Genomic DNA, 14,101 nt, shown 5'->3' with positions numbered 1-14,101 from the left:
ATGGGCCGATTGGGCCTTGAGCTAATCTTGGGGGCGGTCATTCTGGCCGCCCTCTTGCTGATTTCGACCGTCTACGGCACCACGCCCATCCCCGCGCGGGATGCGTTTGACGCCGTCTTGCTGGGCACCGGCCTGACGGACGGAGACATGTCCCCCCTGCACCGGATCGTCTTCGATCTGCGCCTGCCCCGCGCCCTGTTCGCGGCCGTCATTGGCGCCGGGCTGGGTATTGTTGGCGTGGTTCTGCAAACCACGACGCGCAACGATCTGGCTGACCCTTTTCTTTTCGGTCTGTCCTCGGGCGCCGCCGCCGGAGCCGTGTTCGTCATCACCGTGACCGGCGATATTCTGGGGTTCTGGACCCTGCCGCTGGCGGCGTTTTGCGGTGGCCTCGTGGCGTCAGGCATCGTGCTGGCGCTGGTGCACGGGCTGCGAACGAGTGCGCCGGAAAAACTGATCCTGGCCGGTTTGGCAGTGTCTTTCCTGTTCTCGGCCATCACCAATTATCTGATCTTTGCGGGCGACAGCCGTGCGGCGCATTCGGTGATCTTCTGGATGCTGGGCGGTCTGGGTCTGGCGCGGTGGGAGACCTTCCCGCTGGTCTGCGCCGGGTTGCTGCTGATCCTGTCCTATTCGCTCTATCGCAGCCGCTGGCTGGACGCGCTGCTGACCGGAGACCTGACCGCCGCAACACTGGGCGTGCCCGTTCAGGGGCTGCGATTCAGCATGTTCTTTGCCGCCGCCCTTGCCACCGCTGTTTTTGTCTCGGTCGCCGGGGTAATCGGCTTTGTTGGCCTGATGGTGCCGCATATCGCGCGCGGCATCGCCGGGCCGCTGCACAACCGGCTTCTGCCCACGGCCGCAATTGTCGGCGCGGCTTTGCTGACGGGGTCGGACATCCTCAGCCGGCTTCTTCTGGCGCCGCAGGAATTGCCGGTGGGGATCGTGACAACCTCGATCGGTTCGGTGTTCGTGTTTCTGCTGCTGTTCAGAACCGCACGGGCGCGGCACTAGAGCCGGGCATTAATTCTGCCTCGGCCCATTGTCTCGCCACCGGAGCAGAAACCGCCAACAGATCGATCGCGCGACCTGCAATCTGAGTGACGATATCCGACACGCATTGCGGTTTCAGATAGAAGGCCGGGACCGGCGGCAGAACAATCGCACCCATCTCGGTAACCGTCGTCATGTTTCGAAGATGCACCAATGTCAGCGGCGCCTCGCGGGTCAGCAGGACCAGGCGCCTGCGTTCCTTGAGTTGCACGCTGGCGGCGCGGGTCAGCAGGTTGTCATCCAGGCCATGCGCGATGGCCGCCAGGGATCGCATGGAACAGGGGGCAACGATCATCCCGGATACCGGGACTGACCCTGAGGCGATACTGGCACCAATGTTGCTGATGGAATGATGGCGGGTGGCCAATCCCCTGAGGGTGTCAAACGCATCCTCCCCGCATTCTTCAAGCAGCGTGCGCTGTGCTGCGTCGCTGGTGACAAGGTCGATCTCAACGCCCAGATCCGACAACTGCCGCGCCACCGACAGCCCGAGCGCTGCACCCGACGCCCCGGCTACGCCCAAAATCACGCGGTGTTGGCTCATGACGTCCCTCCGGCCATCAGGCGCGAAACAAGATTGGCGGCGAAATCCGCGTCCTTGTCCGCCGTTTTCATCACGGTTCCCCATTCCCGGCTGGTTTCGCTTTCGATCTTGGTCGTGGCGTCGATGCCCATTTTTCCGGACAGTCCCGGCTGCGGAGACGCAAAGTCCAGATAGTCCATCGGCGTGTTTTCCAGCGTCATCACATCCCGACCCGGGTCCATGCGCGTGGCAAGCGCCCAGGCGATGTCATCCCAGTTCGTGGGGTCGATATCGTCATCCACCACCACAATCATCTTGGTATAGCTGAATTGCGGCAGCATCCCCCACAGCGCCATCATCACCCGGCGCGCCTGACCGGGATAGCGTTTGTCGATGCTGACAACGGCCATGCGGTAAGAACAGGCGGCAGGTGGCAGCCACAGATCGCGGACCTCGGGTATCTGAGCGCGAATGGTGGGCAGCGCGAGGCGGTTGAAAACCTCGCCAATGATCGCGGGCTCATCCGGCGGGCGTCCGGTATAAGTGGACAGGTACAGCGGGTCCTGCCGATGGGTCACGGCCGTGACCTGCATGACCGGAAATGGCTCGGCCCGGTTGTAGTACCCGGTGTGATCTCCGAACGGTCCCTCGGGCGCGGTTTCGGTGGGGGAAACCCAGCCTTCCAGGATGATCTCGGCCTCGGCCGGAACCATCAAGGGTACGGATTTGGCAGCTACCATGCGAGGACGCACTCCGTTGAGCGCGCCTGCAAAGGTCATTTCCGACACAGTCTCGGGCAAGGGCAGCGCGGCGGACAGCAGCGTCGCCGGATCTGCCCCCAGAACGATGGCGACCGGGGTCTTTTCCCCGTTCTTCGCCCAGCTCCGGTGATGGGCCGCGCCACCGCGATGGGGCAACCACCGCATGATCAGCTTGTCCCGGTCCAACACCTGAGCCCGGTAGATGCCCGCGTTGTAGGACGTGACATTGCCCGCGTCGGACCCGTGCGGTCGGGTGATGACCACCGGCCAGGTCACAAGCGGCGCCGCATCGCCCGGCCAATGCGTTTGCACCGGAATTGACGCCAAATCGATATCCGCCCCTTCCAGAGCAACCTGCTGGCTGGATGCGGACTTGGTGATCTTGGGTCGCGTGGCCAGGGCGGCCTTCAACATCGGCCAACGCGAAAGGGCATCCCGCAACCCGTCCGGAGGTGCCGGGGTTTTGAGCGCGGCAAGAAACGCGCCCATCTCGTCCAGTTCCTCCGGTTTAATACCAAGCCCGGCGCACACGCGTTCAGTTGTCCCGAACAGGTTGGTGACAACCGGCATTTTCGAAGGGATACCACCGTCCAACACCGGAAAATCGAACCGCACCACCGGGCCGGCCCGCTCCAGCACGTTGCGGTGAACTGCTGTAATCTGATGGCGGACCGAGACGGGCTCGGAAACTGTCAGCAACTGATTGGTGTCCCCACACCAGTCAAGGAAACTGCGCAGGCTGGGGAAAGAGGGCAACGATCGCACGGGAGATCCTGTTCAAGAAAGCCCGGCCTGCCTATCAGCGAAATTCCACAGCGAAATTGACCATCGTCAAACTGCGACCGCGTGCGACCCCTTATGAGTTCCGACAGAAGACATGTCGACCGTGCCAAAGGAGCCCTGCTTGTCCCAATCGCCCGCCATGATTCCGCACTTCCCGCAGGTGGCCACCCTTCCGTTGCGCATTTTGCCATATGCCCCTTTGTCGGCCATCCTGTCCGCCTTTTCCCGCAAGATCGCGCAAAAACACCCGGGCATGTTCCGCCGTCTGGGCGAGCATGACCACACGCGGTTCATCCTTGATCCGACCGACCTGCCGTTTGTGATCTGCCTTGATCCGAACGGCGGCACCCCGCGAGTGACAGTCACGCGCGGCCGCGCAGAAGGCGCCGCCCGGATCGCCGGGCCGCTCGCTGCCTTATTGGGTCTTGTTCACGGCGCCTATGACGGGGACGCGCTGTTCTTTTCCCGTGATCTGGTGATCGAAGGCGATACGGCCGCAGCGCTGGCCCTGCGCAACGCAATCGACGACGCCGAGCTGGATTTCGCACAGGAGCTTTCGGACCTGTCCGGCCCCTTGGCGCATTCCATGCAGAGGGTTCTTGCACTGATCGAGCGAAGAACCGGCGTTAACCTGAGCAGACCCGAAGAGGCAGACCTATGGTAATGGAAATTGTCTGCCCCGCTGGCACCCCCGCCGCGTTGCGTGCGGCAGTAAAGGCGGGCGCGCATACGATTTACTGCGGCTTTGCCGATGAAACCAATGCCCGGAACTTTCCCGGCCTGAACTTCGATCGCGCCGAAATGCGTGAAGGCGTGGCCTTTGCCCACCAGCATGGCGCCAAAGTGCTGGTCGCCATCAACACCTTTCCCCGCGCCGGGCACGAGGCCATCTGGCACCGCGCCGTAGCCGATGCCGAAACCTGCGGCGCCGATGCGGTGATCCTGGCCGATGCTGGCCTTCTGGCGCATACCGCGCGCCATCATCCCACCCTGCGCCGCCACCTTTCGGTTCAGGCTGCCGCCGCCAATGCGGATGTCATCAACTACTATGCCGAGACCTTTGGCGTGAAACGTGTGGTGCTGCCGCGCGTGCTCTCGGTGCCGGAAATCGCCGCGATCAACGCTGAAACCGAGGTTGAAACCGAGGTGTTCGTCTTTGGCGGCCTGTGCGTGATGGCCGAGGGCCGCTGTTCGTTGTCATCCTACGCCACCGGCAAATCGCCCAACATGAACGGCGTCTGCTCTCCGGCCAGCCATGTGGAATACCATGAGGAAAACGGGGTGCTGGATGCGCGGCTGGGCGGCTACATCATTCACCGCGTCGACAAGGGCGAAGCCGCGCCCTATCCGACCCTGTGCAAAGGCTGTTTCAGCGCGGGTGAGAAATCCGGCCACCTGTTCGAAGACCCGGTCAGCCTGAACGCCGAGAAACTGATCCCGCAGTTGCAAAAGGCAGGTGTTACCGCTCTCAAGATCGAAGGCCGCCAGCGGTCGCGGTCCTATGTGGCGCAGGTGGTGCGCAACTTCCGCGCCGCCGTGGATGCGCTGGATGCGGGCCGCCCGCTGCCCGAGGGCATGTTGGCTCGACTGTCCGAGGGTCAGGCCATGACCACCGGCGCCTACAAGAAAACCTGGAGATAAGCCATGGATCTCACTGCTGGGCCGACCCAGTTCTTCTGGTCCAAAACCCGTTGGCTGGAGTTTCATACCTCGCTGGCGGATACCCCTGTTGCTCGCGTTGTATTGGGCGAGTTGGTCTGTTCCAAACGCCTGCCGTTTTATCAGGAGCACATCGCCGAGGCGATCGACACGCTGCAAACCACAGGCAAAGAGGTCGCCCTGACCAGCCTTGCGCTGGTCACCCTGAAACGCGAACGCAAGCTGACCGCCGATCTTGTCGAAATGGGCCTACCGGTCGAGGTCAACGATCTCTCGGCCTTACCGCATCTGCCCAAGGGCACGCCGTTCTGGGTTGGCCCGTTGGTCAATGTCTATAACGAAGGCACGTTGACATGGCTGGCCTCGCTGGGCGCCACTCGGGTCTGCCTGCCCCCCGAGCTGCCATTGGAAAGCGTTGAGGTGCTGGCCAAAACCGCCGCCGATCTTGGCGTTGCTGTCGAGGTCTGGGGCCATGGCCGCCTGCCCCTGGCGATCTCGGGCCGCTGCTATCACGCACGCATGCACGGTCGTACCAAAGACAACTGCCAATTTGCCTGCGAAGACGATCCGGACGGGCTGGAGGTTGAAACACTGGAAGGTCAGCCGTTCATGACCATGAATGGTGTGCAGACCCTGTCGGACACCCATGCAGCTTCCGTTTACCAGGCCGACACGCTGGCGCGCGCAGGCGTCGCCGCCCTGCGCCTTTCACCGCAATCACAGGGTTTCCCTGCCATCTGCGCAGCCTATCACGCCCTTCTGCAAGGAGATGCCACAGCACAGACGACGGCCATAGAGCTTCAAGCCCTCACGCCGGACGCCCGCTTTTCTGATGGGTTCCTGCAAGGCGCGTGTGGCGCAGACTGGTCCGCTGACCGGGCCATCCCGGCAGAGTGACCCTGCATTCGTTCTGGGCCGCGCCTTATCGCCCCATGTTCGGCGGCGCGGCACTTTGGGCGCTGGTCTGCATGGGATGGTGGCCGTTGGGCGTACGTCTGGGCCTGCCCGCCCCGGCGTTCGAGCCAATCGTGCTGTGGCACGTGCATGAGCTGCTGTTCGGCTTTGCCGCACTGGCCGTGGGCGGCTACCTGCTGACCGCGCTGCCCAATTGGGTGGCCAAGCCCCCCGAACAGGGCGCGATCTTAAAGCTCCTGATGGGCTTCTGGGCATTGGGCCGTCTGACAACGGCCATGGCGGACCACCTGCCCCTTGGCCTGATCCTGATCTGCAACGGGCTTTATTTCATCGCTTTGTTTGGCCTGCTGGTATGGCGCATCGTAGCCGCAGGCGCCTTCGCCAAAACCCCGTTTGCCTTCGCAATGCTGGCTCTGGGCCTGATCGAAGCCACCTTCATGACCGCCGCGAAATCCGGTGATGTCGCCGCCAGCCTGTCCCTTGCGCGCGCGGTGCTGATCGGCTTTGCCATCCTGATCGCCACCATCGGCGTTCGTGCCGTCCCGGCCTTCACCACCATCTGGCGTCAACATCAGGGCCTGCCTGCTCTGGATTTGCCCTGCAACGAAAAGCTGCGCCGGGTCATCCTTGCTGTGTTGGCCTGCGCCGCTCTTGCCCTGCTTCTCAACACGCCCGATGTCGCAAACGCGTTGCTGATCCTTTCGGCTCTGTTCCTGCTTGCCGCGATGTCCCGCTGGCGCAGCTTCGGCACGTGGCGAAACCCGCTTCTCTTTGGTCTGCACGCGGCCTTTCTCTGGCTGCCGCTGGGGCTTTTGTTGATGGGATCACTGTGGTTGTTCCCGACGGTCTACCCTATGAGGGACGCCCTGCACGCGCTCACCATTGGGGCAATCTCTGGCATGATCATGGCCTTCACCGGTCGCGCCGCATCCCACACGTCAGAGGGTCCGCTGCGCGCGCCGCGCAGCCTGACCTGTGCCATGGCGTTGCTGTGGTGCGCGATCGCAACCCGCCTTGCCGCACCAATGACCGACAATCACGAGCTTTTGGAGAACACCGCCGCCCTGTTCTGGTGCGTCAGCTGGATATGCTACCTGATCGCCCTGCGCCCCGTACTGTTGGGACCAGCCGTCCGACCTGTGCTCAGCGGCAGGAATCCCAAGACCCGGTACAAAGCGTGAATCTGTGCACCTAACGCAAGGCATTTGACGAAGTAAACCTCAGTAGGTTTCCCGGTCATTTGCAACGAGAAAATTGGATAATGCGGTGTAACTGAGCGTACTATCCCTGCAGTCCGTGTTTCTTGATTTTGTTGTAAAGTGTGCGGGTTGTCATGCCCAATTCCTCGGCCGTTTGCGCGCGGCGGAAGCCGTTTCGTGCCAGCGCTTCGGCAATCCAGTCCCGCTCGGACACCGCGACCCGCGCCGGGGTTTCATCCGTCTGCGCCTTTGGAGCGCCCGCCGGTTTTCGCCGCAGAAAGTCGATCGCCTTGAGGTCAATCGTCCCCCCGCCCGATTTGCGAACCGCGCGCTGCACGGCGTGGTGCAGCTCTCGCACATTGCCGGGCCAGTCGTGTTCCAGCATCAGCCGCAACGCAGCGTTCGAGAATTTCGGAGGCTCACCGCTGACCTGTCGGCCCAGATACATGGCCAGTTCGGGGATATCGTCCACACGGTCACGCAACGGGGGCAGGGTGATTTCATGGCCGGAGATGCGGTAGTACAGGTCCTGACGAAACGCGTCCCTCTCGATCTGGCCAAGCAGATCCTGCGTCGTGGTCGAGATGATCCGGGCATCCGCGCGCCTGAGCGTATGGTCCCCGATCCGCTGCACCGTCTTTTCATCGGTGAATTTCAGAATCTTGCCCTGATGCTCGGGCTGCAAGGCGGTGATTTCGTCAAAGATGATGGTGCTGCCGGACGCTTGCTCCAACGCGCCGCGCTGGGTGCCAGTGCTGCCCAACGCACCGGGCGCTTTGCCTAGCAAATGCACGCCGCCTTCCTCGCCGCCCAAGGCAGGGCAATCCACGACCACGGGTTGCCGCCGGGCCGCCGGGCCTGCCTCGTGCAGCCTGAGGGCCGCGCGGCTTTTGCCTGTCCCGGTCTGTCCGATCAGCAGGACGGGGATGTCTTCATAGGCCAGATCGTCCAATTCTTCGCGGATCGTCTGCATAGCATAAGACGAACCGACCAGATCATTTCTGGTGTTCGAGGGGGCCTGCTTTATGCGCGTCAGGCTGGGGATCGCGGTAAAGCCCTTAGTGACTTCGCTAAGGGTTTGTTCAACCGGCAGCCGGTCAAGTGTTGAGCCTGCAACAAATCCCTGCACACCGCAGATACGGGTGATGGCCAGCGCCTCTTCGGGTGAGGTGATGGGGCCGCCGTGGCACAGTTTGTCGACCGAGGCTGGTACGCCTTCGAGCACCCGCTCGATCTGCGCCGCTGCGGTTTCCAGCGTCAGGTGTGTGCTCACGCCCGTTCCGCCGCTGGTAAAGCCCACGTTGACACAGATGGCCGTTGCACCCGCATCGACCATCCTGCGGGCCTGCGCGTTGGTGTGGACATAAACGAAGGTGCCCAGACCGGCCGCCGTCGCCTCTTGCACCAGCGCGATTTCGCGGTCGAACCCCAACCCCTCGCGCTCCATCAACGCGCCCAGCCGTCCGTCGATCAGTGTCGTCGATGGAAAGTTGCAGACGCCAGAGAAGCCAAGCGCTTTGGTTCTTTGCACCAGCTCGCCGATTTCCAGATCGGGATCACTAACCGAGAACCCCGCATAGATCGGCGCAGAGCAGCGGCCCAGCATCTCGCGTTCGGCAAATTCGACGACCCAATCATTGGCGGCCCGGACCGGCAGAAAGCTGGTCAGGGATGATGCCCCTTGCACCCGGAAACGTCCTGCGTTCAGGGCCAGCAGATAATCGGCCCCGGCCTTGTCTGCAGCCTTTGCGGTCAGGCCCGACCCAACGACGGCAGCAAACAGAAAGTTCTTGTCGCGGTTTGTCATGCCGCACCCTCGCACCAGATCAGACCATCCACATCAAGCGTGCTGAGCGGAACCATGCGTTCGTGCCAAGCCGAGGTATAGGCAAAAACGCTGACCTGTTCAGCCTCGTCCCGGATCGTTTCGATCACCCTTTGCAATGAGCCCAAAACAAGCGCGCCGCTGTCTGGGCTGTCTACATTCAGCAGGCCGGGGTGTAGGACAAGTTGGTCCAGCCCGGCCTTTACCGCAGCGCGGGCCTGCGCGAGCGAGATGAAGAAAGCCAGCGTCTGAAACCCGGCGGCCTTGGCGCGGGCCAGAAACGCGTATTCGAACTCGGGCGAGGCCGGGATTGTCGACATCGACTGGCGCAGACTGCCATCCAGCAGGATCGAAGAGGGCCAGTTCACCACACCGCGATACCCTTTCTCATAGAGTTGCGAGAGCATGGTTGCCTCGGACCCGAACGGATCGCTAGCCAATATCGCAGCCCAGTCGCCTTGTTTCGGCGTTTCGCGTAGCACGCGGTTGTGGTCGAGCCGGGGCATTACAAAGGCGAGGTCCGCCTGAGAGACGCTCAACCCACCCAAAGCAGGGCAGTAAATCCGGTCGGCCTGGTCAGGGCGGGCAGACGGTGTGCCGGTCAATGTCAGGTTCTGCATGTCTCTGTATAAGAAAAGTTTTCCGCATTTGAGAAGCAAATTCTTATTTCTTCTTCTTTTTTGAGAATCTTTGATCCCCGAGAAATAATAACTTATTGATAATATAAAATATTTTTCTTCATCGGAAATGAACCCAGAGCTGTGGGGATTCCTGAAATTCGGACATGGTCGTCTCAACGGGAGGAATCATGACCTTATTTCTGATCGTCACCCTGAACGGGCTGACGCTTGCAGCACTCTACTTCTTGGCGGCCAGCGGCTTCAGTCTGATCTTCGGGTTGATGCGGACGGTGAACATGGCCCATGGCGCGTTGCTGCTGCTGGGCGGCTATGTCGGATACAGCATTGTTGATGTCACTGGCTCGTGGGGGCTGGGTGTCCTTGGGGGCGGATTGGCGGCGGCGTTGGCTGGTGCCATCGTGCAGGCTGGCATTCTGGGCTGGATGCAGGGGGACGAACTGCGTCAGACCCTGGCATCGATTGCAATTTCAATCATCATGGCCGATCTGATGCTGTGGTACTGGGGCGGGCTGACCTATCAGGTTGAGTTGCCCGATGCTCTGGCCGGAGGGCAGCGTCTGCCGGTTCTGGGCGTGGGGTATGCGAATATCCGTCTGGCGCTGATGGGTTTTGCGCTGGTGGTCGGGATTGGCCTGTGGTTCCTGATCCAACGGACGCGCTTTGGCGCGGTGATCCGGGCGGGTGTGGATGATCAGGACATGCTGCGGGCGTTGGGCTATCCGATCAACCGCATCTTTGTTCTCGTGTTTGCCTTGGGCGGCATGCTGGCCGGAATGGCTGGAGTGGTCGCAGCCAGCGCGCTGTCGATTGCGCCGGGGACGGACCTGCAATTCCTGCTGTCTTCGCTGGTGGTGGTGATAGTTGGCGGCATGGGCTCGATCGGAGGGGCCGCCTTGGGCGCGCTGCTGGTTGGTCTGGCCGAGCAATACGGGCTGGCCTATGCGCCTACCTACGGCGTGGTGTTCACCTTTGCGATCATGGTGCTGGTGCTGGCGGTGCGGCCGCAGGGCCTGCTGGGAAAGGCCGAGCAATGAAACAGGCGCTGATCCTTATCCCGCTTTTGATCCTGCCCTTTGTGCTGAACGACTTCTGGCTGACGCAGGTCGCCACACGGTCGCTGATCCTTGGCATCATGGCGCTGAGCCTCAGTTTTCTGGCGACTTATCTGGGCGTTGTCTCGTTCGCGCAGGCCACCATGGCCGGGATCGCGGGCTATACCATCGCGTTTTTCGGCCCCAATACCGTAGGCATAGGGGCTCCGCTGCCGTTCTGGGTCTCGATCCCGCTGGCGCTGATTCTTGCAACCATTTCGGGCGCTCTGGTTGGCCTGATCGCGCGCAGGTCGCGCGGCATTTACGCCATCATGATCACGCTGGCGATTGGCGTGGCGTTCTTCTACTTCACCCGGCAGAATTACACCTTCTTCAATGGCTGGACCGGCTTTTCCGGCGTCCGTGCTCCTGAGATTGCAGGGCTCAGCCTGCGCAACCCGCTGCCGCTGTACCTGTTGTCTCTGGGCATGGCCGCGCTTGCGTTGGCGCTGGTCAGCGGCTTTGTCCGCTCACCGCTGGGCCTGACCATTCAGGCGGTGCGCGACGCGCCCGGTCGTGTGCTGGCACTGGGGATTTCCGTCACCACGCCCATCGTTGCCGCCTTTGCTTTCTCGGGCCTGCTAGCCGGGGCCGGTGGCATCCTGAACGTCTGGTATCAGGAACGTATCTCATCCTTTTCGGTCGGCCTTGGGCCCATCATCGACATCCTCATCATCTCGGTCATCGGCGGGTTGCGTCATCCGGGCGGAGCCTTTGTCGGCGCGGCGGTCTTTGTCCTGCTGGACACCTTCGCCGTCGACCTGATCGACCGCGAGCGGTTCAACACGCTGATCGGTGGCGTGCTGCTGCTGATCGTCATCGTGGCACCGGGCGGGCTGCAACAACTGGCAAGCGACTGGATGGCGCGGCTGCGCCGTCCAGAGGTCAAAGAAAAATCAACTGTCTGAGCACACTCATAGGGAGGAACCTGAAAAATGAATAAGCTCAAAATGGCTGCATCCGCGCTGGCGCTCTGCGCAATGGCGGTCCCGGCATCTGCCGAAGACGTCAAGATCGGCGTGATCTCGATCCTGGAAGGTGCGTTTGCCGCGCTGGGTCAGGATGGCATCCGTGGCGCGGAACTTGCGGTAATGGAAGCCGGCGGTGAGGTTGATGGCAACAAGATCGAAGTGATCACCATGTCGTCCGACGCCAGCCCCGACAGCGCTGTGAACGCGGCGCGCAAGCTGATCGAGCAGGACGGGGTGGATATCATCGTCGGCCCGCTGTCCGGTTCGGAAGGCCTGGCGTTGCGTGACCTGTCGAAATCCTATCCCGGCGTGACCTTCCTGAACGGCTCATCAGCGGCGCAGGATACCACCCTTCGCGACAGTTCCGACAATTTCTACCGCTTTGGCGGCGACGGTGCGCAGTGGATGGTTGGCGTGGGTGACTATGCCTTCAACGACATGGGCTATAAATCCGTGGCCGTCATCGCCGAGGACTATTCCTTCCCCTACACCCAAGTGCTGGGCTTCATGACCGAGTTCTGCGAGGCCGGCGGCAAGGTGCCCGAGAAGTTCTGGACGCCGATCGGCAACAAGGATTACTCCTCGGTCGTCTACTCGATTCCACAGGATGTCGATGCGCTGTTCGTGGCGCTTGGTGGTGCAGATGCGGTCAACTTCCTGACCCAGTACAGCCAGGCGGGCGGTGACAAGCCGATCATTGGCGGCTCGATCACCATCGACCAGTCCATTCTGGACAGCAAAGGCCCGTTCAAGAAACTGCTGGTGGGCGCGCCTGCCGGTACGCCGACCGTTGGCGATTATGACGGCGACGAGTGGAAAGCCTTCACCGCCAGCTATACCGAAGCCTTCCCCGACGGCTTCTCGGCCCCCTCGATCTTTGCGCATCATTACTACATGAGCGCAAAGGCTGCGATGCTGGCACTGGACGAGGTCGACGGCGACCTGTCCGACGATCAGGCGGCCTTCCGCGCGGCGCTGAACGACCTGACCTTTGTTACCCCGACCGGTGGTACCATGCGTCTGGACAAGAACCGCAACGGTATCGTCGATAACTTTGTCACCGAGGTCTACGAGCGCGAAGACGGCTCGCTGGGCAACCGTGTCGTCAAGGTTGTACGCGATGTGAATCAGCTGCTGGGACAAGACGAAGAGGTCTTCCTGGCCTCGGGTCCAGTTAGCCGGGACAACCCCTCGTGCCCGTAAACCACTCACATAACACCGCCAATGCCCTGGAAGTCCGGGGCATTGGCAAACGCTTTGGCGGGTTCTGGGCGGTGCAGGATATCGACCTGACCGTCCGCCCCGGCGAGCGGCGCGCGATCCTCGGGCCGAACGGTGCGGGCAAAACCAGCCTGTTCAACGTCCTGACCGGGGATACCAGCGCCACGACCGGCCAGATCACCCTGTTTGGCGACAAGGTGACGCGCGAGCCGATCAACAAGAGAATTCAACGCGGGCTGCGCCGGACCTATCAGCACGCCCACCTGTTCAACGGCCTGACCGTGCGCGACACGCTGTTTCTGGCTGTGGCCGGGGTGCGCGGCGGCTGGCGGCAGGTGCTACCCTTGCGGAGCGGCGATGACCGGTTGGCCGAGGCCGAGCGCCTGGCCGAAGTGGCTGGTGTAACCGATGTGCTGGACCGCGAAACCTCGGAACTCAGCCACGGGCAGCGGCGGCAGCTTGAGATCGGGATCGCGCTGGCCGAGAACCCGAAGATTCTGTTGCTGGACGAACCGGCGGCGGGGCTTTCGCCCGCCGAGCGTCCGAAACTCAGCGCATTGCTGATGTCGCTGCCCAAGGATGTGACGGTTGTGCTGATCGAGCACGATATGGATATCGCCTTGCAGACCTCGGAAAGCGTTTCGGTCCTCTATAACGGGCGAATGCTGGCGGAAGGTTCACCAGACGACATCATGCGCAATGAAGACGTGCACCGCGTGTATATCGGAGGCGCTCATGGCCACTGATGATCTGCTGGACATTCGCGGGCTGGACCTGCGCTACGGCTCAAGCCATGTGCTGCATGAGGTCGCTCTGAACGTCGGTAACCGCCCGCTGGGCATTCTGGGCCGTAACGGCATGGGCAAAACCAGCCTGTGTAATGCGATCATGGGCCTGCATCCGCATTCGGCGGGAGAAATCTGGTTCGATGGTGTCGATATGACCGGCTTGCCGCCCGAAAAGCGCGCGCAGATGGGAATTGGTTACGTGCCGCAGGGACGGCGGGTGTTCCGGTCTTTGACGGTTGAAGAACATCTGAAGATCGTCGAACGCAAAGGCGGCACGTGGTCTGTTGACCGGGTGTATCATACCTTTCCGCGTCTTAAGGAGCGTCGCCGCAATCTGGGCAACCGCCTGTCGGGCGGGGAACAGCAGATGCTGGCGATTGGCCGGGCCTTGCTGTTGAATCCGCGTCTGATGGTGCTGGACGAACCGACCGAAGGGCTGGCCCCGGCCATCGTCTCGGACGTGATCGATTTGATCGAACTGATCGCAAGCGAAGGCATCGCCGTGTTGCTGGTCGAACAGAACATGCACGCGGCGCTGGCCGCCGTGCAAGACGTCGCCATCATGGTCGGTGGAGAAGTTGTCGAGCGGATGACAGCAGAGGCCCTTGAAAACGACCCGGCGATGCAAAAGCGCCATCTGGGGCTGGAACCCGGGCAGTCGGGCTAACGGG

14 protein-coding genes are annotated in these 14,101 nt (G+C 62.0%); 10 read left to right on the top strand and 4 right to left on the bottom strand.

The features are described 5' to 3' along the window. Entirely contained in the window at window positions 1-1,014 is a 1,014-nt protein-coding gene (locus ACR0DO_RS08455; protein WP_480557882.1) for a FecCD family ABC transporter permease, read from the top strand. Here the strand turns inward: ACR0DO_RS08455 and ACR0DO_RS08450 are convergent. Continuing rightward, window positions 989-1,597, bottom strand: coding sequence for a UbiX family flavin prenyltransferase (locus ACR0DO_RS08450; RefSeq protein ID WP_480557880.1), 609 nt, complete (start codon window positions 1,595-1,597; stop codon window positions 989-991). The two genes, ACR0DO_RS08455 and ACR0DO_RS08450, sit on opposite strands and share 26 nt — an antisense overlap. After that, window positions 1,594-3,102, bottom strand: a complete 1,509-nt coding sequence (locus ACR0DO_RS08445; RefSeq protein ID WP_480557878.1) for a UbiD family decarboxylase — start codon at window positions 3,100-3,102, stop codon at window positions 1,594-1,596. The genes ACR0DO_RS08450 and ACR0DO_RS08445 overlap by 4 nt, the downstream gene beginning before the upstream one ends. A gap of 139 nt (window positions 3,103-3,241) precedes the next feature. Here ACR0DO_RS08445 and ubiT point away from each other — a divergent pair, with 139 nt between their 5' ends. From ubiT to ACR0DO_RS08425, 4 genes are read left to right on the top strand one after another with little or no spacing between them, the layout of a single operon-like run. Then, complete coding sequence (ubiT, locus tag ACR0DO_RS08440; RefSeq protein ID WP_480557876.1) at window positions 3,242-3,784, top strand: ubiquinone anaerobic biosynthesis accessory factor UbiT; 543 nt, start codon at window positions 3,242-3,244, stop codon at window positions 3,782-3,784. Further along, a complete protein-coding gene (gene ubiU, locus ACR0DO_RS08435) occupies window positions 3,784-4,761 on the top strand; it encodes a ubiquinone anaerobic biosynthesis protein UbiU (protein ID WP_480558173.1) in 978 nt (325 codons plus the stop codon). Before ubiT ends, ubiU begins: the two co-directional genes overlap by 1 nt. Window positions 4,762-4,764: 3 nt before the next feature. Further along, window positions 4,765-5,676, top strand: coding sequence for a ubiquinone anaerobic biosynthesis protein UbiV (gene ubiV, locus ACR0DO_RS08430; RefSeq protein WP_480557874.1), 912 nt, complete (start codon window positions 4,765-4,767; stop codon window positions 5,674-5,676). Continuing rightward, window positions 5,673-6,875 (top strand): NnrS family protein, encoded by a 1,203-nt coding sequence (locus ACR0DO_RS08425; RefSeq protein WP_480557872.1) that lies wholly within the window; start codon window positions 5,673-5,675, stop codon window positions 6,873-6,875. The genes ubiV and ACR0DO_RS08425 overlap by 4 nt, the downstream gene beginning before the upstream one ends. 100 nt (window positions 6,876-6,975) lie before the next feature. Here ACR0DO_RS08425 and ACR0DO_RS08420 read toward each other — a convergent pair whose 3' ends face one another. Beyond that, entirely contained in the window at window positions 6,976-8,700 is a 1,725-nt protein-coding gene (locus tag ACR0DO_RS08420) for a phosphoenolpyruvate hydrolase family protein (RefSeq protein ID WP_480557870.1), read from the bottom strand. Then, window positions 8,697-9,338, bottom strand: a complete 642-nt coding sequence (locus ACR0DO_RS08415) for a phosphoenolpyruvate hydrolase family protein (RefSeq protein ID WP_480557868.1) — start codon at window positions 9,336-9,338, stop codon at window positions 8,697-8,699. The genes ACR0DO_RS08420 and ACR0DO_RS08415 overlap by 4 nt, the downstream gene beginning before the upstream one ends. 188 nt (window positions 9,339-9,526) lie before the next feature. Here ACR0DO_RS08415 and ACR0DO_RS08410 point away from each other — a divergent pair, with 188 nt between their 5' ends. The 5 genes from ACR0DO_RS08410 to ACR0DO_RS08390 are packed head-to-tail and all read left to right on the top strand — an operon-like array spanning window position 9,527 to window position 14,097. Continuing rightward, entirely contained in the window at window positions 9,527-10,393 is an 867-nt protein-coding gene (locus tag ACR0DO_RS08410; protein WP_170444300.1) for a branched-chain amino acid ABC transporter permease, read from the top strand. Further along, the gene (locus tag ACR0DO_RS08405; RefSeq protein ID WP_480557866.1) at window positions 10,390-11,358 is read left to right on the top strand and encodes a branched-chain amino acid ABC transporter permease; all 969 of its coding nucleotides are present in this window, start codon (window positions 10,390-10,392) and stop codon (window positions 11,356-11,358) included. Before ACR0DO_RS08410 ends, ACR0DO_RS08405 begins: the two co-directional genes overlap by 4 nt. 27 nt (window positions 11,359-11,385) lie before the next feature. After that, the gene (locus tag ACR0DO_RS08400; protein WP_480557864.1) at window positions 11,386-12,624 is read left to right on the top strand and encodes an ABC transporter substrate-binding protein; all 1,239 of its coding nucleotides are present in this window, start codon (window positions 11,386-11,388) and stop codon (window positions 12,622-12,624) included. Then, window positions 12,615-13,388: an ABC transporter ATP-binding protein gene (locus ACR0DO_RS08395; protein WP_480557862.1), complete on the top strand. Its 774-nt coding sequence runs from the start codon at window positions 12,615-12,617 to the stop codon at window positions 13,386-13,388. Before ACR0DO_RS08400 ends, ACR0DO_RS08395 begins: the two co-directional genes overlap by 10 nt. Next, complete coding sequence (locus tag ACR0DO_RS08390) at window positions 13,378-14,097, top strand: ABC transporter ATP-binding protein (protein WP_480557860.1); 720 nt, start codon at window positions 13,378-13,380, stop codon at window positions 14,095-14,097. Before ACR0DO_RS08395 ends, ACR0DO_RS08390 begins: the two co-directional genes overlap by 11 nt. Window positions 14,098-14,101 lie beyond the last annotated feature (4 nt).

Source organism: Ruegeria sp. AM9 (genome assembly GCF_056540565.1).
Note: the sequence above shows the minus strand (reverse complement) of the source record. Positions and strands in the feature narration are given on the sequence as shown.

What these genes read in the sequence shown, in the direction of transcription:
- ACR0DO_RS08455 (WP_480557882.1), top strand. Translation starts at nt 1, where the DNA reads ATGGGCCGATTGGGCCTTGAGCTAATCTTGGGGGCGGTCATTCTGGCC.
- ACR0DO_RS08450 (WP_480557880.1), bottom strand. Translation starts at nt 1,597, where the DNA reads ATGAGCCAACACCGCGTGATTTTGGGCGTAGCCGGGGCGTCGGGTGCA.
- ubiU (WP_480558173.1), top strand. Translation starts at nt 3,784, where the DNA reads ATGGAAATTGTCTGCCCCGCTGGCACCCCCGCCGCGTTGCGTGCGGCA.
- ubiV (WP_480557874.1), top strand. Translation starts at nt 4,765, where the DNA reads ATGGATCTCACTGCTGGGCCGACCCAGTTCTTCTGGTCCAAAACCCGT.
- ACR0DO_RS08420 (WP_480557870.1), bottom strand. Translation starts at nt 8,700, where the DNA reads ATGACAAACCGCGACAAGAACTTTCTGTTTGCTGCCGTCGTTGGGTCG.
- ACR0DO_RS08415 (WP_480557868.1), bottom strand. Translation starts at nt 9,338, where the DNA reads ATGCAGAACCTGACATTGACCGGCACACCGTCTGCCCGCCCTGACCAG.
- ACR0DO_RS08410 (WP_170444300.1), top strand. Translation starts at nt 9,527, where the DNA reads ATGACCTTATTTCTGATCGTCACCCTGAACGGGCTGACGCTTGCAGCA.
- ACR0DO_RS08405 (WP_480557866.1), top strand. Translation starts at nt 10,390, where the DNA reads ATGAAACAGGCGCTGATCCTTATCCCGCTTTTGATCCTGCCCTTTGTG.
- ACR0DO_RS08400 (WP_480557864.1), top strand. Translation starts at nt 11,386, where the DNA reads ATGAATAAGCTCAAAATGGCTGCATCCGCGCTGGCGCTCTGCGCAATG.
- ACR0DO_RS08390 (WP_480557860.1), top strand. Translation starts at nt 13,378, where the DNA reads ATGGCCACTGATGATCTGCTGGACATTCGCGGGCTGGACCTGCGCTAC.